The sequence below is a fragment of the Pseudomonas solani genome (assembly GCF_026072635.1).
Classification (GTDB): domain Bacteria; phylum Pseudomonadota; class Gammaproteobacteria; order Pseudomonadales; family Pseudomonadaceae; genus Metapseudomonas; species Metapseudomonas solani.
The window spans coordinates 1492581-1514460 of record NZ_AP023081.1; the positions used below are offsets into that span (position 1 = coordinate 1492581).

The 21880-nt window shown below is 66.7% G+C and carries 26 protein-coding genes and 1 pseudogene; 18 read left to right on the forward strand and 9 right to left on the reverse strand.

What is annotated here, in order from left to right; translation table 11 throughout:
• Positions 1 to 94 precede the first annotated feature (94 nt).
• Positions 95 to 622 (reverse strand): REP-associated tyrosine transposase, encoded by a 528-nt coding sequence (locus tag PSm6_RS06940; RefSeq protein WP_265169865.1) that lies wholly within the window; start codon positions 620 to 622, stop codon positions 95 to 97.
• A 365-nt stretch (positions 623 to 987) separates the two neighbouring features.
• Here PSm6_RS06940 and PSm6_RS06945 point away from each other — a divergent pair, with 365 nt between their 5' ends.
• The 3 genes from PSm6_RS06945 (at position 988) to PSm6_RS06955 (ending at position 2473) form a co-directional block, all read left to right on the forward strand.
• A complete protein-coding gene (locus PSm6_RS06945; protein WP_021222400.1) occupies positions 988 to 1338 on the forward strand; it encodes a DUF805 domain-containing protein in 351 nt (116 codons plus the stop codon).
• A 111-nt stretch (positions 1339 to 1449) separates the two neighbouring features.
• Positions 1450 to 1863 carry a DUF3592 domain-containing protein gene (locus PSm6_RS06950; protein ID WP_021222401.1) on the forward strand — a complete coding sequence of 138 codons (414 nt, stop codon included), beginning with the start codon at positions 1450 to 1452 and terminating at the stop codon, positions 1861 to 1863.
• A 19-nt stretch (positions 1864 to 1882) separates the two neighbouring features.
• Positions 1883 to 2473, forward strand: coding sequence for a hypothetical protein (locus PSm6_RS06955; protein ID WP_265169867.1), 591 nt, complete (start codon positions 1883 to 1885; stop codon positions 2471 to 2473).
• A gap of 15 nt (positions 2474 to 2488) precedes the next feature.
• On the opposite strand, the gene PSm6_RS06960 is transcribed toward PSm6_RS06955, so the two are convergent.
• Both PSm6_RS06960 and PSm6_RS06965 read right to left on the reverse strand, forming a co-directional pair.
• Complete coding sequence (locus PSm6_RS06960; RefSeq protein WP_021222403.1) at positions 2489 to 2755, reverse strand: DksA/TraR family C4-type zinc finger protein; 267 nt, start codon at positions 2753 to 2755, stop codon at positions 2489 to 2491.
• 104 nt (positions 2756 to 2859) lie between these two features.
• Entirely contained in the window at positions 2860 to 3729 is an 870-nt protein-coding gene (locus PSm6_RS06965; protein ID WP_043243596.1) for an oxaloacetate decarboxylase, read from the reverse strand.
• 291 nt (positions 3730 to 4020) lie between these two features.
• Here PSm6_RS06965 and PSm6_RS06970 point away from each other — a divergent pair, with 291 nt between their 5' ends.
• Together PSm6_RS06970 and PSm6_RS06975 are read left to right on the forward strand one after the other, a co-directional pair.
• Positions 4021 to 4338 (forward strand): hypothetical protein, encoded by a 318-nt coding sequence (locus PSm6_RS06970; protein WP_148304281.1) that lies wholly within the window; start codon positions 4021 to 4023, stop codon positions 4336 to 4338.
• Between the two features lie 53 nt (positions 4339 to 4391).
• Positions 4392 to 4829 carry a YqaA family protein gene (locus PSm6_RS06975; protein WP_043243591.1) on the forward strand — a complete coding sequence of 146 codons (438 nt, stop codon included), beginning with the start codon at positions 4392 to 4394 and terminating at the stop codon, positions 4827 to 4829.
• A gap of 2 nt (positions 4830 to 4831) precedes the next feature.
• Here PSm6_RS06975 and PSm6_RS06980 read toward each other — a convergent pair whose 3' ends face one another.
• A complete protein-coding gene (locus tag PSm6_RS06980) occupies positions 4832 to 5101 on the reverse strand; it encodes a PsiF family protein (RefSeq protein ID WP_021222407.1) in 270 nt (89 codons plus the stop codon).
• A gap of 146 nt (positions 5102 to 5247) precedes the next feature.
• On the opposite strand from PSm6_RS06980, the gene PSm6_RS06985 reads away from it, so the two are divergent.
• From PSm6_RS06985 to PSm6_RS07005, 5 genes are all read left to right on the forward strand, one after another.
• Positions 5248 to 6513 (forward strand): Hsp70 family protein, encoded by a 1266-nt coding sequence (locus PSm6_RS06985; protein ID WP_265169872.1) that lies wholly within the window; start codon positions 5248 to 5250, stop codon positions 6511 to 6513.
• A gap of 100 nt (positions 6514 to 6613) precedes the next feature.
• Positions 6614 to 6823: a hypothetical protein gene (locus tag PSm6_RS06990; protein WP_021222409.1), complete on the forward strand. Its 210-nt coding sequence runs from the start codon at positions 6614 to 6616 to the stop codon at positions 6821 to 6823.
• An 88-nt stretch (positions 6824 to 6911) separates the two neighbouring features.
• Positions 6912 to 7256 carry an osmotically-inducible lipoprotein OsmE gene (osmE, locus tag PSm6_RS06995; protein ID WP_021222410.1) on the forward strand — a complete coding sequence of 115 codons (345 nt, stop codon included), beginning with the start codon at positions 6912 to 6914 and terminating at the stop codon, positions 7254 to 7256.
• 153 nt (positions 7257 to 7409) lie between these two features.
• Entirely contained in the window at positions 7410 to 7751 is a 342-nt protein-coding gene (gene osmE, locus PSm6_RS07000; protein WP_021222411.1) for an osmotically-inducible lipoprotein OsmE, read from the forward strand.
• Positions 7752 to 7876: 125 nt separating this feature from the next.
• Complete coding sequence (locus PSm6_RS07005) at positions 7877 to 8410, forward strand: ferritin-like domain-containing protein (protein WP_021222412.1); 534 nt, start codon at positions 7877 to 7879, stop codon at positions 8408 to 8410.
• 252 nt (positions 8411 to 8662) lie between these two features.
• Here PSm6_RS07005 and PSm6_RS07010 read toward each other — a convergent pair whose 3' ends face one another.
• A complete protein-coding gene (locus PSm6_RS07010; protein WP_021222413.1) occupies positions 8663 to 10726 on the reverse strand; it encodes an AsmA family protein in 2064 nt (687 codons plus the stop codon).
• 318 nt (positions 10727 to 11044) lie between these two features.
• On the opposite strand from PSm6_RS07010, the gene PSm6_RS07015 reads away from it, so the two are divergent.
• Positions 11045 to 11638 (forward strand): hypothetical protein, encoded by a 594-nt coding sequence (locus PSm6_RS07015; RefSeq protein ID WP_265169877.1) that lies wholly within the window; start codon positions 11045 to 11047, stop codon positions 11636 to 11638.
• A 423-nt stretch (positions 11639 to 12061) separates the two neighbouring features.
• On the forward strand, positions 12062 to 12550 hold the full coding sequence (locus tag PSm6_RS07020) for a hypothetical protein (RefSeq protein WP_021222415.1): 489 nt from the start codon (positions 12062 to 12064) through the stop codon (positions 12548 to 12550).
• A 100-nt stretch (positions 12551 to 12650) separates the two neighbouring features.
• On the opposite strand, the pseudogene PSm6_RS07025 reads toward PSm6_RS07020, so the two are convergent.
• Together PSm6_RS07025 and PSm6_RS07030 are read right to left on the reverse strand one after the other, a co-directional pair.
• Positions 12651 to 13729, reverse strand: a pseudogene (locus PSm6_RS07025) (fatty acid desaturase family protein).
• Between the two features lie 41 nt (positions 13730 to 13770).
• Complete coding sequence (locus PSm6_RS07030) at positions 13771 to 14877, reverse strand: ferredoxin reductase (protein ID WP_265169879.1); 1107 nt, start codon at positions 14875 to 14877, stop codon at positions 13771 to 13773.
• A 139-nt stretch (positions 14878 to 15016) separates the two neighbouring features.
• Between PSm6_RS07030 and PSm6_RS07035 the strand changes: the two genes are divergently transcribed.
• The 6 genes from PSm6_RS07035 (at position 15017) to PSm6_RS07060 (ending at position 19311) form a co-directional block, all read left to right on the forward strand.
• Positions 15017 to 15652: a TetR family transcriptional regulator gene (locus PSm6_RS07035; RefSeq protein ID WP_265169881.1), complete on the forward strand. Its 636-nt coding sequence runs from the start codon at positions 15017 to 15019 to the stop codon at positions 15650 to 15652.
• A 167-nt stretch (positions 15653 to 15819) separates the two neighbouring features.
• Complete coding sequence (gene ureE / locus PSm6_RS07040) at positions 15820 to 16320, forward strand: urease accessory protein UreE (protein WP_043243583.1); 501 nt, start codon at positions 15820 to 15822, stop codon at positions 16318 to 16320.
• Positions 16317 to 16991 carry an urease accessory protein UreF gene (locus tag PSm6_RS07045; RefSeq protein WP_265169883.1) on the forward strand — a complete coding sequence of 225 codons (675 nt, stop codon included), beginning with the start codon at positions 16317 to 16319 and terminating at the stop codon, positions 16989 to 16991. The genes ureE and PSm6_RS07045 overlap by 4 nt, the downstream gene beginning before the upstream one ends.
• A gap of 9 nt (positions 16992 to 17000) precedes the next feature.
• Positions 17001 to 17615, forward strand: a complete 615-nt coding sequence (gene ureG, locus PSm6_RS07050) for an urease accessory protein UreG (protein ID WP_265169885.1) — start codon at positions 17001 to 17003, stop codon at positions 17613 to 17615.
• A 22-nt stretch (positions 17616 to 17637) separates the two neighbouring features.
• Positions 17638 to 18210: a HupE/UreJ family protein gene (locus PSm6_RS07055; protein ID WP_021222422.1), complete on the forward strand. Its 573-nt coding sequence runs from the start codon at positions 17638 to 17640 to the stop codon at positions 18208 to 18210.
• Positions 18211 to 18399: 189 nt separating this feature from the next.
• Positions 18400 to 19311: a glycerophosphodiester phosphodiesterase family protein gene (locus PSm6_RS07060; RefSeq protein ID WP_021222423.1), complete on the forward strand. Its 912-nt coding sequence runs from the start codon at positions 18400 to 18402 to the stop codon at positions 19309 to 19311.
• On the opposite strand, the gene PSm6_RS07065 is transcribed toward PSm6_RS07060, so the two are convergent.
• Positions 19289 to 20053 carry an SDR family oxidoreductase gene (locus tag PSm6_RS07065; protein WP_021222424.1) on the reverse strand — a complete coding sequence of 255 codons (765 nt, stop codon included), beginning with the start codon at positions 20051 to 20053 and terminating at the stop codon, positions 19289 to 19291. The genes PSm6_RS07060 and PSm6_RS07065 overlap by 23 nt on opposite strands.
• 818 nt (positions 20054 to 20871) lie before the next feature.
• A complete protein-coding gene (gene lhpI, locus PSm6_RS07070) occupies positions 20872 to 21801 on the reverse strand; it encodes a bifunctional Delta(1)-pyrroline-2-carboxylate/Delta(1)-piperideine-2-carboxylate reductase (protein ID WP_265169887.1) in 930 nt (309 codons plus the stop codon).
• Between the last annotated feature and the right edge of the window lie 79 nt (positions 21802 to 21880).

Consider the following 21880-nt stretch of genomic DNA (forward strand, 5'->3'; position numbering starts at 1 on the left):
GGCTGAGGTACGAAGCCCAACGCTGCGAACCCGAACACCGCTCCGTTGGGCCTCGCTACGCTCGGCGCCAACCTACGGTCCGTGCTAACGGTCGCTAGGTGGTTTCACCAAATTGCCCGTCAAGCAGGTCGCAGACCCAATCGGCCGAGAGCCGACCATCCCGGATGAAGCGATGAATGGACGAGTACGGCCAATCGACCGCACGTCTCACATGGCCGTGCTTCACCGGGTTGATGTGGATGTAGTCGACATGCCTGGCGAGGTCCTGCTCATCACGTATCTGGTGTTCCCAGAAGCGCCGCTGCCAGATGCCACGCTCACGCTTGTCGCGCCGAGAGCGACTCACCCAACCCCGCTCAGGCACACATCGGGAAAAGCTGCCCTTGATCTGCGCCCAACGAAGGGAAAAATCAGCGTCGCCCTCAGGCAGGGTCCAGATGGCATGCAGGTGGTCGGGCAGCACCACCATCGCGGGAATCTCGAAGGGATGCCGAGCCCTCACCTGCCTGAAGGCCAGGCGAAGCAGGTCGATGTGCTGAGTCAGCAACCCACTGGAACGATCGGCGAGATTGACGGTGAAGAAATACGTGCCACCGGGCACGAAGCTGCGGCGATAGCGCATGTCCAGTCCCTGGAACAGTGGAGAGATCGCCAGTCTAGGGAGCGCCCATCACAACCGGGGCCTTGCGACGTGGAGGAAAGGTTAATGCCGCCTGTCGGACCGAGGGTTTCGGCCGGGCAGTGAAGCGCATCCAGGCATCGCTGCGTTGGGCCTCGCTACGCTCGGCGCCAACCTACATGGGGTGCCGAAGTGGGGGTGCACCCCTCCAGAATTGACTCGATGGCAATTTGCCGTGTCGTGAACTCCCCCACGCAATGCCTTGTTACGAAACGCTATAGTCAGCCGGCTACACCGTCGGTGTAGGACAAAGCCTTGCCACGAAGACGAGAGTGCCGCTCAGCGCGGCCAAATAAAGGGAGTTTGTTATGGAATGGTATTTGAAGTGCATCAAGCAGCATTACTTCGACTTTAACGGCCGCGCTCGTCGCAAGGAGTACTGGATGTTCACCCTGGTGAACGTCGTGATCTCCGTCGTGCTGTCCGTGGTCCTGGGCATGATCAACGAGAACCTGGCCCTGCTGGCCAACCTGTACAGCCTCGCCGTGCTGCTGCCGGCCCTGGGCGTCACCGCGCGTCGCCTGCACGACATCGGCAAGAGCGGCTGGTGGATGCTGATCGCCCTGGTTCCGATCCTCGGCGGCCTGTACCTGCTGTTCCTGCTGGTTCAGGACAGCGTGCCGGAGACCAACGCCTACGGCCCCAACCCCAAGGCCTGATGGGTCAGGTTCCCGTCGCCCTGACGGGAACCTCAGGGACAGATGCCTGTCCCAGCGCAGTGGCCGGGAGTTCCCCCGGCCATGCCCACGGATGATCAGGAACGCCACAGGATGTCCGATACCCCGCTTCCCCGCCTCAAGGGCGGTCTCTTCGCCCTGATCGGCATCGCGCTGCTCGCTGCGATGGCCATACAGACCTCTTCCCGCGTGGGATTCCTGCAGTCGGCCCTGGAGGCAGACGGCAGCGTCGTCGCGCTCAATGCCGGCGGCTCCCACCCGGAGATCGAATTCACCGACGGCACCGGTACGCGCATCTCCTACCCCCAGGGGGGCTGGATCTACGGCTACCAGGTCGGCATGCCGGTGAAGGTGCACTACCAGGCCGACGCTCCGGCCACCTCGGCCGTGGTCGATGACTTCGGCGCTCTCTGGGGCACCTCGGCCTTCCTCGGCCTGCTGGGCTCCATCTTCACGGTCACCGGATTGATGACCCTCTTCAGGCGCCCCCGCTACGACATCGCCTGAACCGCACAAGGAAGCCGCAATGCCCAAGATGCCCATCCCCCTGCCCGTCAACCCGAGCCGCTGGGGCTATGTCACCGCCAGTGGCGGCGGCCTGACGGTCGCCTTCGTCGCCGGCGGTGGCGGCTCCATCACCTTGCGTTCGCCCTCGGGGGAGAACGTCGCCCTGCGCTATGGCGGCCTCGGTGCCGGCGTGGGCTTCGGCGCCAAGCTGCCGCGCTTCGGCAAGGTGGATATCAAGATCAAGGGCAAGAGCGTCGGTGGTACCGGTGCGGCGGAAGCCTTCCCCAGTGACGGCGCGGTCTTCGTGGCGGACGACCTGGTGGACCGCGACCTCACCCGTGACGACATCACCGGGCCCTGCATGTATGTGGAAGTGAACGCGGGCGTCGCCGTCGGCGTGGCCGGCACGGCGATGCTGTTCGGCCTGGACGCCAAGCTGCTGGCTGCGGTGATGCTGATGAACGCGAGCCCGGTGACCAGCCTCACCGTCTCGCCGATGCTGACCCGGCAACTGATGCAGTCGGCGCGCGGCGCCCTGCTGATGGGTGGCGCCAACCTGGGCATCCAGGCCGGTGCCGGCGGTGCGGTCTATATCGGCGCGCTGTTCTGATCCGCGTCTAACGCCTCAGCGCAACTGGCTGTCCTTGCTGCCCCGGCGGTTATAGCCCGCGTGGCTGGACTGCTCGCGGTCGTGCTCGCTCTGGCAGGCGATGCACAGGCGCACGCCCGGTACGGCCTCGCGCCGTGCCTGGGGGATGATGGCGTCGCATTCTTCGCAGTGCGTCAGGCTCTCGCCCTTCGGCAACTGGCTGCGCGCCCGCTGGATGGCGTCTTCGATGGTGCTGTCGATCTGTTCCTGTACGGCACCGTCTCCCGCCCAACCACTGGCCATGTCGACCTCCCGATCTCATTCCGCTCATTGGAAGGTTATGGGGGCGGCGGGCGGCCTTTTGCAAGGCCGCGGGCCGGTGGGCGACAAGTGGAGGTCGTTCCGGGCTATTCCTTCACGTCCATGTATTCCCGCGCCCAGATGATGTAGTCCTCGGGCAGGGTGTACTTGTGGGTCAGCTCGGTGGCGCTCAGCTCGGAGGCGGCGGTGTCGATCTGGCGCTGCTCGCGCAGGCAGTCGTAGGTGGCCTTGATGGCGGCGAAGTAGGCCGCATGGCCGTTGACCACGATGCGCACGCCGAGGTCGGCCAGGCGCTGGTTGTCGCGCAGCTGCGGGTTGCCGTAGGTGACCAGCATCAGCGGCACGCTGAGGTGCGAGGCGATGGTTTCCAGGTGCTCGAAGTCGGTGACGCCGACCATGCAGATGCCATCGGCGCCGGCGGCCTGGTAGGCCTTGGTGCGGGTGATCACCTCCTCGGTGGTCAGCACGCCGGCGTGGGTCCGGGCGATGATCGCCAGGTCCGGGTCGACGCGGGCTTCCAGGGCCGCGCGAATCTTGCCGACGCCTTCCTCGACGCTGATCAGGTCGGTGGACTTGCGCCCGAACTGGGCCGGCAGCAGCGTGTCCTCGATCGTCAGCGCGGCGATGCCGGCACGCTCCAGCTCGACCACGGTGCGCATCACGTTTAGTGCGTTGCCATAGCCGTGGTCGGCGTCGGCGATCACCGGCAGGCGGCTGACGCGACCGATGCGCACGGCCTGCTCGACGAACTCGCTGAGGGTGATCAGCGCGAAGTCGGGGGCGGCCAGTACCTGCAGCGAGGCGACCGAGCCACCGAGGATGCCGACTTCGAAGCCGAGGTCGGCGGCGATGCGGGCGGACATGGGGTCGAAGACGGACGCGGTGTGATAGCAGGTCTTCGAGTTCAACAGCGCACGAAAGGCCGTGCGCAACTCGTGGTGAGAGGCTCTTCGCATTAGAGGTTCCAAAACGGCAGGTGCGGATGGTTGAGACACAGGGATGCAAGTATCGCACCCTCGGTCACATTGTCCGACAGCAATGGCAGCGAGGTTACAGATTCTAGCCCTCCAGGCTTTCAGTTGCCTTTAGCCGAACGGGCCTCCGATCGGCTGTAGGCGCAATCTGTATTCAGTGACGCGTTGCCACACCGGGTTCACCTTTGCATCCGGCGCGTCTACATTGCGCGCCCCGGCGAACGAATCGCGGGATGATTCACCAAGGAGAATGACGTGAAACACAGCTTCAAGATGATCGCAGGCCTGCTGTCCGTAATGGCCATCGCCGGCTGCACCGGCACCCCGATGAAAACCCAGAACCTCGACAGCAGCCAATACACCGTGATCGGCCACAGCGAGGCCAGCGCCACCGGCCTGCTGGTCGTCGGCCTGATTCCAGTCCAGCAGAACAACCGCTTCATCCGGGCCCAGAACGCCGCGATCAAGGCCAAGGGCGGTGACGCGATGATCAACACCCAGATCCAGGAAGACTGGTTCTGGGCCTGGGTCCTGACCGGCTATACCACCACCGTTTCCGGTGACGTGGTCAAGCTGAACAGCAGCCACTAAGCCGTTCGCGAGGGCCGCCCGGCCCTCGCTCCCACCGCTCCGGAACCCGCCGCATGCCGGACCTGATTACCTACGCCAGCCTCTTCCTCATCGCCTTCGGCGCCGCCACCCTGCTGCCACTGCAATCGGAAGCGGTGCTGGCCGGACTGCTGCTCGCGGGTGGCCAGCCGCTGTGGGCGTTGCTACTGGTGGCGACGCTGGGCAACGTGCTCGGCTCCCTGGTGAACTGGGTGCTCGGCCGGTTCCTGGCGGACTTCCGCCACAAGAAGTGGTTTCCCGTGTCCGAATCCGCCATCGAGCGGGCGCAGGCCACCTATCGCCGCTACGGGCGCTGGACCCTGTTGCTGTCGTGGCTGCCGGTGATCGGTGACCCGCTGACCCTGGTGGCCGGGCTGATGCGCGAGTCGCCCTGGGTGTTCCTGCTGCTGGTGACCCTGGCCAAGGCCGGCCGCTACCTGGCGGTGGCGGCGCTGACCCTGGGCCTGGCCTGAGACTATTTCTTCTTCAGGCAGTCGCTGAGGAAGGCCTTGCGCTCATCGCCCTTGAGGGCCTTCTCGCTGGCGGTCTTGTTGCAGCTGATCATCTTCTCCTGCTGGGTGGCCTTGAGGCAGTTGCTCATGAAGGTCTTGCGCGCATCACCCTTGAGTTCCTGGGCGGTGGCCTCGGCGTTGCAGCTCTTCATCTTCTCCTGCTGGGTCGCGGCGAAACCCTGGCTGGCGGCCAGCAGCGCGAGTACGAGCAGGGGCAGGCGGATCGACTTCATGGGCGGTCTCCCGGGTGGTCCATGGGGGATGACGAAGCGTCAGCTGGAGTCTAGCCACTGCGACGAACTGCGCCTCGCCGCCTGAGCAAAGCGCCTTCGGCTCGCGTACACTGCGCGGCCGTTTTTTCCACCGGACTTCTCGCGCCATGAGCAATCTCACCGCAGCCCGTGCCCTGGGCATCGACTTCGGCACCTCCAACTCCACCGTCGGCTGGTGGCGCCCGGACGTGGAGCCGCTGATCGCACTGGAAGACGGCAAGATCACCCTGCCCTCGGTGATCTTCTTCAACATCGAAGAGCGCCGCCCGGTCTATGGCCGCCTGGCCCTGCACGAGTACCTGGAAGGCTACGAAGGCCGCCTGATGCGCTCGCTGAAGAGCCTGCTGGGCTCCACGCTGCTGAAGAGCGAGACCACCGTGCTGGGCAGCGCCATGCCCTTCAAGGACCTGCTGGGCCTGTTCATCGGCGAGCTGAAGAAGCGCGCCGAGGCGCTCGCCGGCCATGAGTTCGACCAGGTGGTGCTGGGCCGCCCGGTGTTCTTCGTCGACGACGACCCGGCCGCCGACCAGGAAGCCCAGGCGACCCTGGTGGCCGTGGCCAACAAGCTCGGCTTCAAGGACGTCTCCTTCCAGTTCGAGCCCATCGCCGCCGCCTTCGACTACGAGCGCAGCATCGAGCGCGAAGAGCTGGTGCTGATCGTCGACATCGGCGGGGGTACGTCCGACTTCTCCCTGGTGCGCCTGTCCCCCGAGCGTCGCGACGTGGCCGACCGCCAGGGCGACATCCTCGCCACCGGCGGCGTGCACGTGGGCGGTACCGACTTCGACAAGCAGCTCAGCCTGCAAGGCGTGATGCCGCAGTTCGGCTACGGCAGCCGCATGAAGAGCGATGCCCTCATGCCCACCAGCTACCACCTCAACCTCGCCACCTGGCACACCATCAACGCCGTCTATGCGCAGAAGTCGCAGCTGTCGCTGAAGAACATGCGCTACGACATCGTCGACACCCGTGGCATCGACCGCCTGTTCCGCCTGATCGAGCAACGCGCCGGGCACTGGCTGGCGATGCAGGTGGAAGACAGCAAGATCGAGCTGACCGAAGCGCGTCACCGCGTGATCGACCTCGAACGCATCGAGCCGGGCCTGCGCGTGGAACTGACCCGCCACCTGTTCGAAGACGCCATCGAGCCGCTGCTGCAGCGCATCCGCGACAGCGTCACGCGCCTGCTGGCCGATGCCGGCGTCGGCGTGGAACAGGTGGACACGGTGTTCTTCACCGGCGGCTCCAGCGGCATCCCTGCCCTGCGTGACAGCGTCGCCGCCCTGCTGCCCAATGCCCGCCATGTCGAAGGCAACACCTTCGGCAGCATCGGCAGCGGCCTGGCCATCGAGGCGCGCAAACGCTACGGCTGAGCCGGACGTCGGGCGCCCCACGACGTTCGTGCGGCGCCCCTGGCGGCGACCCCGCCGCTGGATTACCTTCGCCGGCATCGCCCACCTGCGGAGCCCCGCCATGAAACGCCTGCTGACCTGCCTCCCCTTCCTCCTGCTCGCCGGCTGCGGCCTCGGCGAAACCGCCGCCACCGGTGCGGCCCAGGCCAAGCTGCAAGCCGAGCAGGCGCAGCAGGCCCAGCAGCAGATGGACCAGCTCAAGCAGCAGATCGACCAGGCCAATGCCGTCAACCAGCAGCGCCTGCAGGATGCCGAGAAGGCCGCCCAGTAGCCCGGGGCGACAAATTCTTCGAACTCGTCTGGCCATTCGCCACTCAGAAGTCGTGACGGCTTCAACGGCCACTACGAGGAAAACCACCATGTACAAGGAAACGCTCGCGGCAGTGTTCGTGCTGGCATCGGTAGCCGGTTGCAGCACCAAGTTCGAGAACCCCACCGACTACGTCACCTACCGCCATGAACCCCTGGTGGAAAAGGTCGAGGACGGCATGACCAAGGACCAGGTGCTGACCATCGGCGGCCCGCCTTCCACTGAAATCCAGCGCACCGTGCACCCCGGCACCTGCAACAACTACGTGCTGAACAAGGAGGGCCACCAGCAGCCCTACTACGTCAGCTTCAGCGATGCCGGCCGGGTCGACAGCAAGGGTTTCATGACCTGCGAGCAATGGCAGAAGCACGAAGCCGAGGCGGCGAAGATCTGATCCGTTGCGGCGCCCGGATCACCGGGCGCCGCAGTGGCCAAATGCCAGAATTGCCAACCCACGCACAGCCCCGGCGCAAATAAATAGCGAACCGGCGAGCCTCGCTGATGTCCAAGCGCTGTTATTTACAGCGGATCATCGAGGACCATCAGCATGTTCAAGCGCGCGCTCCTGCTCGCGGCCGCTCTGGGCTCGGTGTCCGGTTGCGCCAGCAAGATCGAGAACCCCACCGACTACATCACCTACCGCAACGAACCCCTGGTGCGGCAGGTGGAAGAAGGTATGACCAAGGAGCAGGTACAGGCCATCGGCGGGCGCCCCTCCTCCATCGTCCAGCGCAGCGTGCACCCCGGCTCCTGCAACAACTACATCCTCAATCACGAGGGCCACCAGCAGGCCTACCACGTCAGCTTCGGCGCCAGCGGCCGGGTCCAGCACATGGGGTTCATGACCTGCAGGCAGCGCGAGAACGTGGAACGCGATCGCCTGGACTGACGCCCCAGGTGCGCAGATTTCCTAAACTTTTCCCGCTGCGTATCACTCACATCCCAGGTAGGGCCCACGACGCCACCGGCCGCCAGAGCCAGGCACCCGGGCCTGATTAGCCAAGGAGAACCCTGATGAGTGATGTGCAACTGACCGATGTGAACACCCTGCGTCAGCGCGCCCGGCAGAACGTGCTGGACGGCGCCGTGACCGAGGGCTACCACGCTGACCGCGCCACCGTGCTGCGCCTGCTCAACGAGTCGCTGGCCACCGAGCTGGTCTGCTACCTGCGCTACAAGCGCCACTACTACATGGCCACCGGGCTCAAGGCGAGCATCGCTGCCAGCGAATTCCTCGAACACGCCCAGCAGGAACAGCAGCATGCCGACCGCCTGGCCGAACGCATCGTGCAACTGGGTGGCGAACCGGACTTCAACCCCGCCGGCCTGGAAGCCCGCTCCCATGCCCAATACGTCGCCGGAGAAAACCTGCGCGAGATGGTCACCGAAGACCTGATCGCCGAGCGCATCGCCGTCGACAGCTACCGCGAGATCATCCAGTACCTCGGCGACAAGGACCCGACCACCCGCCGCCTGTTCGAAGAAATCCTCGAGCAGGAGGAAGAACACGCCGACGACATGGCCGATATCCTCGCCGACCTGAAGTAACCCCTCCCCCACCCCGTCGCCCGGGCTTCGGCCCGGGTCACGGGCACCCCGCCAGCCCGCGCACGAATTTCGCAACCGGGTAGCCCGGGCTTCAGTCCGGGAGTCACGAGCATCCGCTATTCCGCGCACGCGCCTCCCGTAGGTTGGGTAGAGGCACGAAACCCAACGCAGCGATGCCAGACAACCCGCGTTGGGCCTCGCTACGCTCGGCGCCAACTTACGTGAATTCCCAACCCGCACCGGAGCGCGGCTTCAATTGGCCTTGCGCATCTTCTCCAGCAGCGGCGTGCAGGTGTTGGTGACATCGCCTCCACCGCTCGGCGCGACCAGGGCCAGCAGCCCGGCGGCCGGGGCCACCACGGCGCCCAGCACCACCATGCCGGCGCCACGGGCGATCAGCGGCACCGCCTTGACTCCTGCATCCGGTTTCTTGAAGGTGCCGCGCACATAGAGCGGCGAGCGCAGGGAGAAGATGCGCACGCCCTTTGATTCCGGGGTGACGGTCATGTCCAGCCGCTCGCTGGCGAGGTTGGCCGAACCGTCGATCTGGATCAGCGCATTCTCGGTATCGAAGATGAACACCCGTGGCGTCACCAGGCCCTTGGTCAGCTTGAGGTCGGCAGCGGCGCAGTTGATCTTCACCTCGTCGTCACCGAACAGCTTGCCCACCAGGTAGTTGCCCACGTTGAGCCCGGCGATCTCCATCAGCCCACGGCTCACCGCACCGTCGTTGATCAGCAGCTTGAGGTTGCCGTTGGCGCTGCCCAACAAAGCCGCCACCGAGTTGCCGGTGCCCGCCAGGTCAGCGTCACCATTGAGCTCGCCGAAGCTGGTGCGCATGGGCTCGAAGCTGGGGAACAGCTGCTTGAGCTTGAAGTGCCGCGCGCTGAGCCGGGCACTGCCCTGCAGGGGCACGCTGCTGCCGTCCAGGCGGATGGTGGAATCCAGGCTGCCGCCGGCCATGCCGAAGCGCAGGGGCTCCAGGCTCAGCTTGCCGTCGTTGAGCACCACATGGGTGTCGAGGTCATTGAAGGGCAGCTTGTCGCTGTGGACGATGCGCTTGCCGGTGAAACGCACGTCGGCATCCATCTGCCGCCAGCGCTCGGTGCGGAATTCCTCCACCGGCAGCACCTTGTCCGCCGGCTGCTTGCTGGCCACGCCGCGCTCCTTCTTCTCGGCATTGGAGTCGGCACCGATCAGCGGCGCCAGGTCGGCGAAGCGCAGCTGGTTGGAGGTCAGCGCACCGGACAGCTTGGGCCGGGGCTGGCGGGCGACGAAGTGCAGGTCGCCATGGATGTCGCTGTCGCCAATGGCACCGTTGAAGCCCTGGTAATGGAACTGCGGGCCCGCCGGATCCTGCAGCTGCGCCACCAGGCGGCCATCGGTGGAATAGGCCGGCGTATCGGGCAGGGTCACGCCGGTCAGCGGGTAGAGGTTGCCCAGGCTGTTGCCGGCCAGCTTCAGGCGCAGGTCCAGGGCGCCCAGGTGCGTCGGGTCGGTGAGGGTACCGGCCAGGGCGATGCGGGTGGCGCCGATGCGCAGGTCGGCCTGCAGGGGGAAGGGCTTGCGCGCGTCCTTGAGCGCCAGCAGCCCGCCGATCTTGCCGCTGCCATCCAGCGCCTGGCCCTTGTAGCTGCCCTTGACCTTCCAGCCGAAGGCGTAGTCCTGGGGCGCGTCGCCCTGCCCCGCCGCCTTGCCAGCGGCCTTCTCGCCAACGATGTCGCTGAAGGGGATCGGCTTGCCCAGCGGGTCCACCAGCACTTCCAGGCGCGTCTGCGTGGGCTGGTCGTCCACCTTCACCTGGCCCTTGTCGAAACCGATGGCGCCGATGTCCAGGGTCCAGGCGGAGGGTTTCTCGTCGGCCTGCTCGGGGGTGCTGGCGAGCTTATCGAACGTCCAGTTGTTGCTGCCGTCGGCGCGGCGCTTGAGGTCGGCGCGCGGCTCGGTCAGGTCGATACGCGGGATGGTCACGGTCTTCCACAGCAACGGCAGCGGCGACACGCTCGCCTCCACGCGCGCGAGGGTGACGAACTGCTGCTCCTTGGCCCACTCGGGGTTGCCCAGGGTCAGGTCCTCGGCCTTCACGTGGGGCCAGGGCACCCAGGCGCGCAGGCCCTCTTCCTCCGGCTCGCGCTGCCACCTCACGCTAAGGTCGCCATTGATGGCGAAGGGGCGGCCCAGGGTTTCGGAAACCCGGGCATTGAGCGTCGGCTTGATGCGGTTCCAATCGAAGGTGGCGACGAACACCACCAGCGCGGCCAACAGCAGCACCAGGCTGGCGGTGGTCCAGGCGAGGATCCTGCGTCCACGCGACATGCACGTCTCCTTCTTATGGCGGCATCGGGCCCCGGAGGCGGGTTCGATACACGAGGCTTGTTGATCTATCGACTGGCAAACGCGGCGGATGACTCCGGTAAATACAGGCGGAAATTCACCAGGGCGCGCAGCTTAAACCGCCCAAGGCCCCCTCAGGAAGCCCATGGAAACAAGCAAACGATTGATTCGAAAGCGCTTTTCCAATCATCACCGGCGTCGATGCCGACTATCGCGAGTGATCACTTTTTAATCGCCTGGCCGTCCGTAACATGGGCCCCGTAGCCACTTGCTACCCCCCACAACCCAGGAGATACCGACATGAAAACCCAAGCCCTCGCCACCCTGTTCCTCACCGGCCTGTTCGCCATCCCGGTCGTCCAATCCGCTGTTTCCTATCCGCTGGTCGCTGAAGGCGAAGGCGCCTACATGGTCATCGACCGCGTCGCCGAGGGCGGTGCAGAGCGCACCCTGAACCGTGTTGCCGAAGGTGGCGCCGAACGTACTCCTGGCTTCCGTGTCGCTGAAGGCGGCGCTGAACGTACCCCTGGCTTCCGTGTCGCTGAAGGCGGCGCTGAACGCACCCTTGGCTTCCGTGTCGCCGAAGGTGGCGCCGAACGTACCCCTGGCTTCCGCGTTGCTGAAGGCGGTGCCGAACGTACCCCTGGCTTCCGTGTCGCCGAAGGCGGTGCCGAACGCACCCCTGGCTTCCGTGTCGCCGAAGGCGGCGCTGAACGCACCCCTGGCTTCCGCGTTGCTGAAGGCGGTGCCGAACGTACCCTGAACCGCGTTGCCGAGGGTGGCGCCGAACGCACCCCGGCTTTCCGTGTCGCTGAAGGCGGTGCCGAACGCACCCTGAACCGTGTTGCCGAAGGTGGCTCCGACCGTCTGCTGCAAGCCCACGGCGTGGTCTGACAGCACCCCTGCTTCACCCTGCAGTCAAAGCCCGGCACCGGCCGGGCTTTTTATTGCCCGCCATTCAACTCCGCTCCGATAACCGCTACACCCTGCCCGACACCCACGCGGGTTTCACCCGCCCTACGCCCCCATCATCGGTAGCCGGAACCTGTAGGTCGGGTGCAACCCGACACGCGCGCCTCCATCGCTCACCGACTGCCACGGCCCGCATCACCGCCATCGATAAGAAGCCCGCAAAGCCTGTTCCAGGCCTGCGAAGAAGCGCCAAAAACACCTTCAACCCATTGATATTGAATGGAAAATTCAACCATTAAAGAGATCGATGCTCACTATCGTCCGCCTTCACTTCTGGCCTTTCCGGGTGCTCCGTAACATTGGCTCCGTAGTCACTTACCAGCCCCCCATGAGGAGCCACAGATCATGAAAGCCCATGCCATTGCCGCCCTGTTCCTGACCAGCCTTTCCGCCACCGCCTTTGCCCTGCCCTCCGAACCGCAACCGGTTCTGGGCGAATCCCGCGACAACAGCGGCTTCATCCAGGTCGTCGAGCCGGTTGCCGAAAACGGCTCCGATCGCACCCCCGGTCTGCGCGTTGCTGAAGGCGGTGCCGAACGCACCCTGAACCGTGTCGCCGAAGGTGGCGCCGAACGTACTCCCGGCTTCCGCGTTGCCGAAGACGGCGCTGACCGCACCCCGGGCTTCCGTGTCGCTGAAGACGGCGCTGACCGTACCCCGGGCTTCCGTGTTGCCGAAGATGGCGCTGACCGTACCCCCGGCTTCCGTGTCGCTGAAGACGGCGCTGACCGCACCCCCGGCTTCCGTGTTGCCGAAGACGGTTCCGATCGCACCCCGGGTTTCCGCGTCGCTGAAGGCGGTTCCGACCGTACCCCTGGCTTCCGCGCCGTTTGAAGTGGGTTCGCTCACTGAGGCGAAAACCAGCACACCGCCCGATCGGCACTCCTCCACAGACTGAAAGCCCGGCACACGCCGGGCTTTCGCATTTCTAGGGTCAGGCCGGGACGGCGGCCGGTGGCGAACGGTAGATCCAGATGCGCTTGAGCACGGTGGCGAACTGCGCCGAGAGCCGGCCGCTGTTGTAGACCTGGCCGTAGCGCCGGGCGATCTCCTTCACCTCCCGCGACAGGGCGGCATAGCGACGCGCCGGCAGGTCGGGGAACAGGTGGTGCTCGATCTGGTGGCTGAGATTGCCGGTGAGGATATGCAGCAGCGGCCCGCCGGCGAGGTTGCTGGAGCCGCGCAGCTGGCGCAGGTACCACTGGCCCCGGGTCTCGCCTTCCAGCACCTCGGGGGGAACACCACGGCCTGCTCGGTGAAGTGGCCGCAGAAGATCACGGTGAAGGTCCACAGGTTGCGGATCAGGTTGGCCAGGGCATTGCCCGCCACCACCGCCCAGGCGTTGGCACCCAGCGCCAGCGCGACCAGGGGGAAGAACAGGTAGTCCTTGACCAGTTGGCGCAGCACCTTGGCATTGAACTGACGCAGGCGCGGGCGCAGCTCATCGCGGCTCATGCGGCCCTTGAAGTACTGGTCCAGGCGCAGGTGCTGCACCGCCACGGAAAACTGGAACAGCAGCGCCTGCAAGGTCACCCATAACGGCTGCCAGCGGTAGAAGGGCTTCCAGCGCTGCTCGGGGAACAGCCGCACCAGGCCATAGCCGACATCGTCGTCGCGGCCCAGCACATTGGTGTAGGTGTGATGGATGTGGTTGTGGGTGTGCCGCCAGAAATCCCCCGGCCCGACGATGTCCCACTCGTAGCGCTGCCCGGAGAATTCCGGGTCGTTCATCCAGTCGTACTGGCCGTGCATCACGTTGTGGCCCAGCTCCATGTTCTCGAGGATCTTGCCCAGCCCCAGCAGGGCGCTGCCCAGCAGCCAGGTGGGCGGGAACCAGCCGAGCAGCAACAGCAGCCGGCCGGCCCAGCAGCAGGCGCGGGTCACGGCACGGATGCGGCGGATGTAGCGGGCGTCCGCCTCGCCCAGGTCGTCCAGGGTGCGCTGGCGCAAGGCGTCCAGCTCGGCAGCGAAGGCCTGCAGCTCTGCGGGGCCCAGTTCTCGGTCGATACGCATGTCGTTCTCGCTCGTTGAGGCGTTGTCGGCGTCGCGCCGGTTCAGAGGTCGATCACCAGGTCGCTGTGGGGCGCGCTGACGCACAGGCGAATGGGCTGGCCCGGTTCGGCGAACAGCGCGCCGGTGCGCAAGTCGCGCACCGTGCCGCTGACCAGTTGGCAGGTGCAGGCGGTGCACACGCCCTGGCGGCAACCGTGGGCCGGGCGCAGGCCATGGGCCTCGGCCTGTTCCAGCAGGTTGTAGCGGCTGTCGCCCTGCATCTCGCTGCGGGCGCGGGCGAAGCCCAGACGCACCTGGCGCGCGGGCTCCGCCGTGTTCACCGGCGCGGCACTGAAGGCCTCCAGCTGCACGCTGCCTTGGCGCGGTTCGGCCTGCCACCACTGGCGTACCAGGGAGACGAAACCATGGGGCCCGCAGGCCAACAAGTCGCTGGCGACGCTGTGCCGCACATGATCGACCTGGAAGCGCCCGGTCAGCTCATCGGCAACCGGCGCTTCACCACTGATGGACCAGCGCACAGTGAAGTTCGGGTAGCGCCGCGCCAACGCCTGCAGCTCATCGGCGAAGGCCCGCTGGCCGCGCTGGCGCACGTAGTGCAGCAAGGTCACCGGCGCGGTGAAGCCCTGGGCCAGTGCCTCGCGCAGCATGCCCAGCACCGGCGTGATGCCGCTGCCGGCGGCCAGCAGCAAAACGCCGGCAGCCTCCTGCGGCCAGTGCAGTTCGCCATCGGCCTGGCCCATCTCCACCAGCGTGCCGATCTCGAGGAAATCCACCAGGCGGTTGGACAGGCGCCCGCCGGGCTGGCGCTTGATCGCCAGCTCCACGCGGCCATCGCCGTGCACGGCGGTCAGGCTGTAGCTGCGCCCCAGGCGTACGCCATCGAGGGTCTGGTGCAGTTGCACATGCTGACCGGGGCGCCAGCCCCGGGCATTGCCGTTGACGCGAAAGGTCAACGCCAGCATGTCGTCCGCGACCCATTGGCGCGCCTCCAGCCGGGCGAAGACACGGTTCAGGCGCAACAGCGGGTGCAGCGCGGCGAGAAAGAAATCGACCTCGGCTTCACGCAGCCAGGCACGCTCGGCGAGCGCCCGCAGGGGCTTCAGGCCGGGCGCCAGGTGGCGGGCGAGGGACAGGGGAATGAGGGGCATCGGCAACACCAGTGAACACTTGTTCACTAGCCTGCATGAGCGCCCCGCTTTCAGTCAACAACTGTTCACTGAAAGCGGTTCGCACCGACAGGGGGCATTTGCTAGAGTGCGGCGCACCCTCACCCCGCGAACCGGCTCCATGACCCCACGCTCGGAACAGAAACAGCAGACCCGTCAGGCCCTGATGGATGCCGCGCGCATGCTGATGGACAGCGGCCGCGGTTTCGGCAGCCTGAGCCTGCGCGAAGTGGCGCGCACCGCCGGCATCGTGCCCACGGGCTTCTACCGCCACTTCGCCGACATGGACCAGCTCGGCCTGGAACTGGTCAGCGAAGTGGGCGAGACCTTTCGCGACACCATCCGCATGGTTCGCCACAACGAATTCGAGATGGGCGGCATCATCGACGCCTCGGTGCGCATCTTCCTCGACGCGGTGCAGGCCAACCGCGGCCAGTTCCTGTTCCTCGCCCGCGAGCAGTACGGTGGCTCGCAGCCGGTGCGCCAGGCCATCGCCACCCTGCGCCAGCGCATCACCGACGACCTCGCCGCCGACCTGCGCCTGATCAACCGCATGCCGCACCTGGACGAGCCCGCCCTGGACGTGATCTCCGACCTGGTGGTGAAGACGGTGTTCGCCACCCTGCCGGAACTCATCGACCCGCCCGCCCAGGGCCTGCCCGCGCACCTCACCCCCGAGGTGAAAATGATCCAGCAGCTGCGCTTCATCATGGTCGGCGGCAAGCACTGGCAAGGCCTCGGCAAGGCGAAAAGCTGACCGAGCCGACAGCGCGCACCAAAACGGAACAGCGCGCACCAGGACAACGCAGAACCACGCCCCGATAACAGGCAGCCCCTGCCCCAGAGCCCGCGCTGCGGGGCTCTGCGGCGTCTTGGCAAGCACCTTGCTCTAGCACCGGCATTGCACACTGCCGGAACCACCCCATGCTGGTCATCCAGGAAAGAACCGAAGCCCGCACGCGCTGGGACGAAGAACTGCTGCTCACCTATGAGGCGCGCAGCAAGAGCCGCCTGCGCTGCTTCAGCGTCAAGGGTGAAGACGTCGGCCTGTTCCTCGAGCGCGGCCAACCGCCCCTGCGCGATGGCGACTGCCTGCTGGCCCAGGACGGCCGCGTGGTGCGGGTGTGCGCCCGCCCCGAGGCGCTGCTCCACGTCACCTGCGCCAATGCCTTCGAACTGACCCGCGCCGCCTACCACCTGGGCAACCGCCACGTCGCCCTGCAGATCGGCGACGGCTGGCTGCGCCTGCTGGACGACTACGTGCTGCTGGCCATGCTCGAACAGCTCGGCGCCCAGGTCGAACGCATCGAAGCCGGCTTCCAGCCCGAGCACGGTGCGTACGGCGGCGGCCACCACCACTCCCACCACGGCGACGCCGACTTCAACTATGCCCCGCGCCTGCACCAGTTCGGAGTGCGTACGTGAACAACGCCTGGCAACTGCTGCGCCTCGCCAGCCCGCAACTGCCCATCGGTGGCTACAGCTACTCCCAAGGGCTGGAGCTGGCGGTGGACCAGGGCCAGGTGCATGACGCGCAGAGCGCCGAACGCTGGATCGCCGACCAGCTGCGCCTCAACCTCTCCCGCTTCGAAGCCCCGCTGCTGCTGGCGCTTTGCGAAGCCGCCGCCGAGGAAGACTGGGCCGGCCTCGCGCAACTGGGTGGCTGCCAGCGCACCAGTCGCGAAACCCGAGAGCTGCAGCTGGAAAACCGGCAGATGGGCTACTCGTTGCAGCAGTTGCTCGAAGGCCTGCCCGAGCTGGACGAAGCCGGCCGCAACGCCCTCGCGGCCCTCGACGAACCGGTGCTCGGCGTGGCCTGGGCCCTGGCCGCCCGCGCCTGGGGCATCCCCCCGCAGGACGCCCTCGCCGCCTGGCTCTGGGGCTGGCTGGAGAACCAGCTGGCGGTGCTGATGAAAACCCTGCCGCTGGGCCAGCAAGCCGCCCAGCGCCTGACGTCCACCTTGTTGCCGGCCCTGCAGAAGGCGCAGGAGACGGCCAGCGAGATTCCCGAAAACCAGTGGGGCAGCGCCGCCTTCGGCCTAGCCCTGGCGAGCATGGCGCACGAGCGCCAGTACAGCCGTCTGTTCCGTTCCTAGGAGAGCAACATGCACAGCCAACCCCTGCGCGTCGGCATCGGCGGCCCCGTCGGTTCCGGCAAGACCGCCCTCACCCTGGCCCTCTGCCGCGCCCTGCGCGACCGCTACAACCTGGCCGTGGTGACCAACGACATCTACACCCAGGAAGACGCCCAGTTCCTGGTGCGCAACGAGGCCCTGGACCCCGAGCGCATCATCGGCGTGGAAACCGGCGGCTGCCCGCACACGGCCATCCGCGAAGACGCCTCGATCAACCTCGAAGCCGTCGACCAGCTCAACCGCCGCTTCCCCGGCCTGGAGCTGATCATCGTCGAGTCCGGTGGCGACAACCTCTCCGCCACCTTCAGCCCTGAGCTGTCGGACCTGACCCTCTACGTGATCGACGTCTCCGCCGGCGACAAGCTGCCGCGCAAGGGTGGCCCGGGCATCTGCAAGTCCGACCTGCTGGTGATCAACAAGATCGACCTGGCGCCCATGGTCGGCGCCTCCCTCGAGGTGATGGACCGCGACGCCCGCAAGATGCGCGGCGACAAGCCCTTCGTCTTCAGCAACCAGAAGGTCGGCCAGGGTCTCGACGAGATCATCGCCTTCATCGAGAAGCAGGGCCTGCTCGGCGCTGCCTGACCCGCACAACAAGGAGCCACACATGACCCTTCGCAAAGCCCTCTACGCCCTTGCCCTGTTCCTCACCCCGGCGCTGGCCTTCGCCCACCCCGGGCATGATTCCTCGGGCCTGATGGCCGGCGTCGCCCACCCCATCACCGGTCTCGACCACCTGCTGGCCATGCTCGCCGTGGGCCTCTGGGCCGCGCAGCAGCAGGGTGCCGCGCGCTGGGCGCTGCCGGTGACCTTCGTCGGCACCATGCTGCTCGGCGGCCTGCTGGGCTTCGAAGGCCTGGAGCTGCCCTTCATGGAAACCGGCATCGCCGCCTCGGTGCTCGCCCTCGGCCTGCTGGTGGCCGTGGCCGTGCGCCCGCCGATGTTCGTCGCCGTCGGCCTGACCGCCCTGTTCGCCCTGGCCCACGGCGTCGCCCACGGCCTGGAGCTGCCTGACCTCTCCAGCCCCTGGGGCTATGCCGCCGGCTTCGTCGCTGCCACCGCCGCCCTGCACGCCGCCGGCTACGGCCTGGTGCGCGTGCTGCCGCAAGCCGCCGCCCCCCTGGTTCGCGTTGCCGGTGGCGCCTCCGCCGTGGCCGGTGCCTGGCTGCTGGCGGGCTGATTTCCCCCGCGTTGCAGCGGCTGGCCAGGGGCTCCCCCATCCTCCCCTGGCCGGCCGCTCTCCTCTTCTCCCGCCGTGTTTCCCCCGTGTGCACAAGCGCAGCGGCAGGGCCTCGCCTTCCTGTCACGCCTTTGTCATAGTCCTCGCGTCTGATTCGGCACGCCCGTCCCTCTTCCTCGGAATATCGCCATGCGTTTCGCCCGTTTCCTGCTCATTCCCCTGCTGCTGATCGCCGTCGCCATCGTGGTACTCGCCTTGACCAGCCAACCAGCCTCGCCGCCGCCGGTGATCCAGGCCCTGGGCGACCAGCCGCTGGTGATCGCCCATCGCGGTGGCCGCGGCCTGTGGCCGGAGAACACGCTGTTCGCCTTCGAGCGCGCCGATGCGCTGGGCGTGGATATGCTGGAGATGGACATCCGCCTGACCGCCGACGGCCAGATGGTGGTGCTGCATGACGAAGACGTGGACCGCACCACCGATGGCAGCGGCCCCATCGCCGGGCTGACCCTTGAGCGCGCGCAACAGCTGGACGCCGGCTACCACTGGACTGCCGACGGTGACGAGAACCACCCCTATCGTGGCCAGGGCATCCGCATCCCCACCTTGCAGGCGGTGCTGCAGCGCTTCCCGGACAGGGCCAAGGTCATCGAAATCAAGGTGCCCGACGTGGGCCTGGAGGATCGCCTCTGCGCGGCGCTGACCGAGGCGAAGCAGCACGACAAGGTGATAGTCGGCAGCTTCTACGAGCGCAGCCTGAAACGCTTCCGCGAGCAGTGCCCGGACGTGGCCACCTCGGCCAGCCCGGGCTCGGTGAAGCTGCTGCTGGCGTTGAACTGGGTGGGCCTCGGCCGCCTGCTGTCACCCTCCTACCAGGCGCTGCAGATTCCCGAGCGCAGCAGTGGCCTGGAAGTGGCCACGCCGAGCCTGCTGGCCACCGCCCTCGACCGCGGCCTCAACGTGCAGCTGTGGACCATCAACGAGCAACCGGCCATGCGCCACCTGCTGGACATGGGCGCGAACGGCCTGATCACCGACTACCCGGATCGCGCCCTGCAACTGCTCGGGCGCTCGACCCGCATCACTTCACTGAGCGATCAATAGAGAAGCCGGCCCAGGTCTGGCTCACCGGCATCAGCTCCAGGGTGTTGATGTTGATGTGTGCCGGCTGGTTCAGCACCCAGAAGATGGTCTCGGCGATGTCCTGCGGCTGGATTGGCTCGGCGCCCGCGTAGGTGGCGTCGTACTTGGCCTGATCGCCGCCGAAGCGCACCAGGGAGAACTCGCTCTCGCACAACCCCGGCTCGATGTCGGTGACGCGCACGCCGGTGCCCACCAGGTCGTTGCGCAGGTTCAGCGAGAACTGCCGCACGAAGGCCTTGGTGCCGCCATACACGTGGCTGCCCGGATAGGGGTAGCTGCCGGCGATGGAGCCGAGGTTGACGATGCCGGCGCCGCGCCCGTGGGCGATCAGCTTCGGCAGCAGCAGGCGGGTGGTGTAGAGCAAGCCCTTGATGTTGGTGTCGACCATGGTGTCCCAGTCATCCAGGCTGCACTTGGGCGCCGGGTCGGTACCCAGGGCCAGGCCGGCGTTGTTGATCAGGCCACGCAGCTTGCCGAAACGTTCCGGCAGGCCACCGATGGCCGCCTCCATTGCCGCACGGTCACGCACGTCGACCACCAGCGGCAACACCTCGACCTTCTCGCCAAGCTCCTCGGCCAGTGCCTGCAGGCGCTCCTCGCGGCGGCCGGTGATCACCAGCGACCAGCCCGCCTCGGCGAAACGACGGGCGCAAGCCTCGCCAAAGCCGGAAGTGGCACCGGTGATGAACAGGGTGGACGTCATGGAAATCTCCTCGGATCGTTGGCCATTGGACGCATCAGGCAGCGCTCGGCCGGATGGGCATGCAAGGTATCCACAGTGCCAGAAACCGGCGCCCTTCTCATAGCCCGGGCAACGCCGGCCGGACGATGGCTGCACAGCTCGCCAGAGCCCTTGCCAGGCCTGCATCAGGGCCATCCATACCCAGCTTATCCACAGTTCGATAACAGCTTGATCCACAGCGATTGGGGACAAGTCATTGCGTAGCGCAGACGCGCCCGCAGAGTTTCCAGGATCTTCTCAAACCCAACAGCAGCGCCGCTTGCAGGCCAGCACCCGGGATAAGAGTGGCTGATTTTCGACCAGCCCGCGCCAGCCCCTGGCGATACTGGCGCCTGGCCAGGGCTCCAGAGCTTGCCCACAGAGTTATCCACAGCTCGCGGGGATAACTGCTGGAGCACTTCAAGGGTCTCCGCCAAGTAACTGTTCCGCTTGAAAAAAGCATGACTGTACGAATCTCGACCAGACCGCCCGGACGACCGCCGGTCCGGCCTGGCAGCCACCTGCCCACACCTTTTCCACAGTTCGCTCCACAGATTTTGTGGGCGGCCCGGCTCGGTCCAAGGCGCGATGGCCGCTCTCACGTAGGGCAGCCCGACACGGCGTCCGGCCTGCAACGCTGTAGGGGCGAATTCATTCGCCCAGGCAGCACAAAGCGCTGCCCAGAGGCTTCGCGAGCAGAGCTCGCTCCTACAGGGCGTGTCCCGGTGTGAGGTGAATGGTGGGATCGAACTCCGTTTGGTGGATGAAAAGAGCGTCATCCACCCTACAAAGCCCCTAGATCAGGCGCTGGCCAGCAGCAGGCGTGCCGCCACCAGGTCTTCCAGGGCATAGCCCACGGACTTGAACAGGGTGATTTCCTCGGCGTTACGCCGGTGGCCACGGCCGTGCAGAAGCTCGCGCAGCTCGGTGCCGATCGCGTCTTCGTCGAGCAGGCCGTCGGCGATGGCGAAGAGCAGGTCGCCGGCTTCCTCCAGGGCTCCCTCGCGGGTGTCGACGACGATGCGCGCGCGGGCCACGGCGGCGGAGTCGGTCTCGCGCATGCTGGGCAGGAAGGCGCCCACCAGGTCCAGATGGGTGCCGGGGCGCAGCCAGTCGCCCAGCACCAGCGGCGAGCGCGAAGTGGTGACGCAACTGATGCAGTCGGCCTGCTGCACCAGGCTTTGCAGGTCGCCGCCCACCTGCACTGGGTAGCCCTCTTCACGCAGGGCCGCCACCAGCCGGGCGGACTTGTCGGCGTCACGCCCCCAGATATCCACACGCCGGTAATCACGCACCTGGCAATGGGCACGGACCATGTGCGTGGCCAGGGTGCCATTGCCCACTACCAGCAGGCGCTCGGCGTCTTCGCGCACCAGGTCAGCGGCCGCCAGCGCCGAGGTGCAGGCGGTGCGGCGAGCGGTGAGCTCCGAGGCTTCAAGCACGGCCAGGGGCTGGCCGGTCTCGTCATCGAACAGGGTGAACAACGCCGCAACCGACGGCAGCCCCCGCGCGCCATTGCCGGGGAACACGGTGACCAGCTTGACGCCGACACCCTGCCCCGCCTGCCACACCGGCATGGTCAGCAGGGACGCGCCCTCCGGCAGCTCATGACAGCCCCGCATCGGCGCCGCGCAAGGCTCGGCGAGGCCAACCCGCAGCGCTTCGATCAGAGCGGGATAGCCGAGGGCACCGGCGACCTCGGCGTTGGTGAAGAAACGTAGGTGGGACATTCACATTCTCCGAATGAGCCGGAAGCCAGAAGCTGGAAGCCTGAAGCTGGAAGCCTGAAGCGAGCGGCTCCTACCTCCA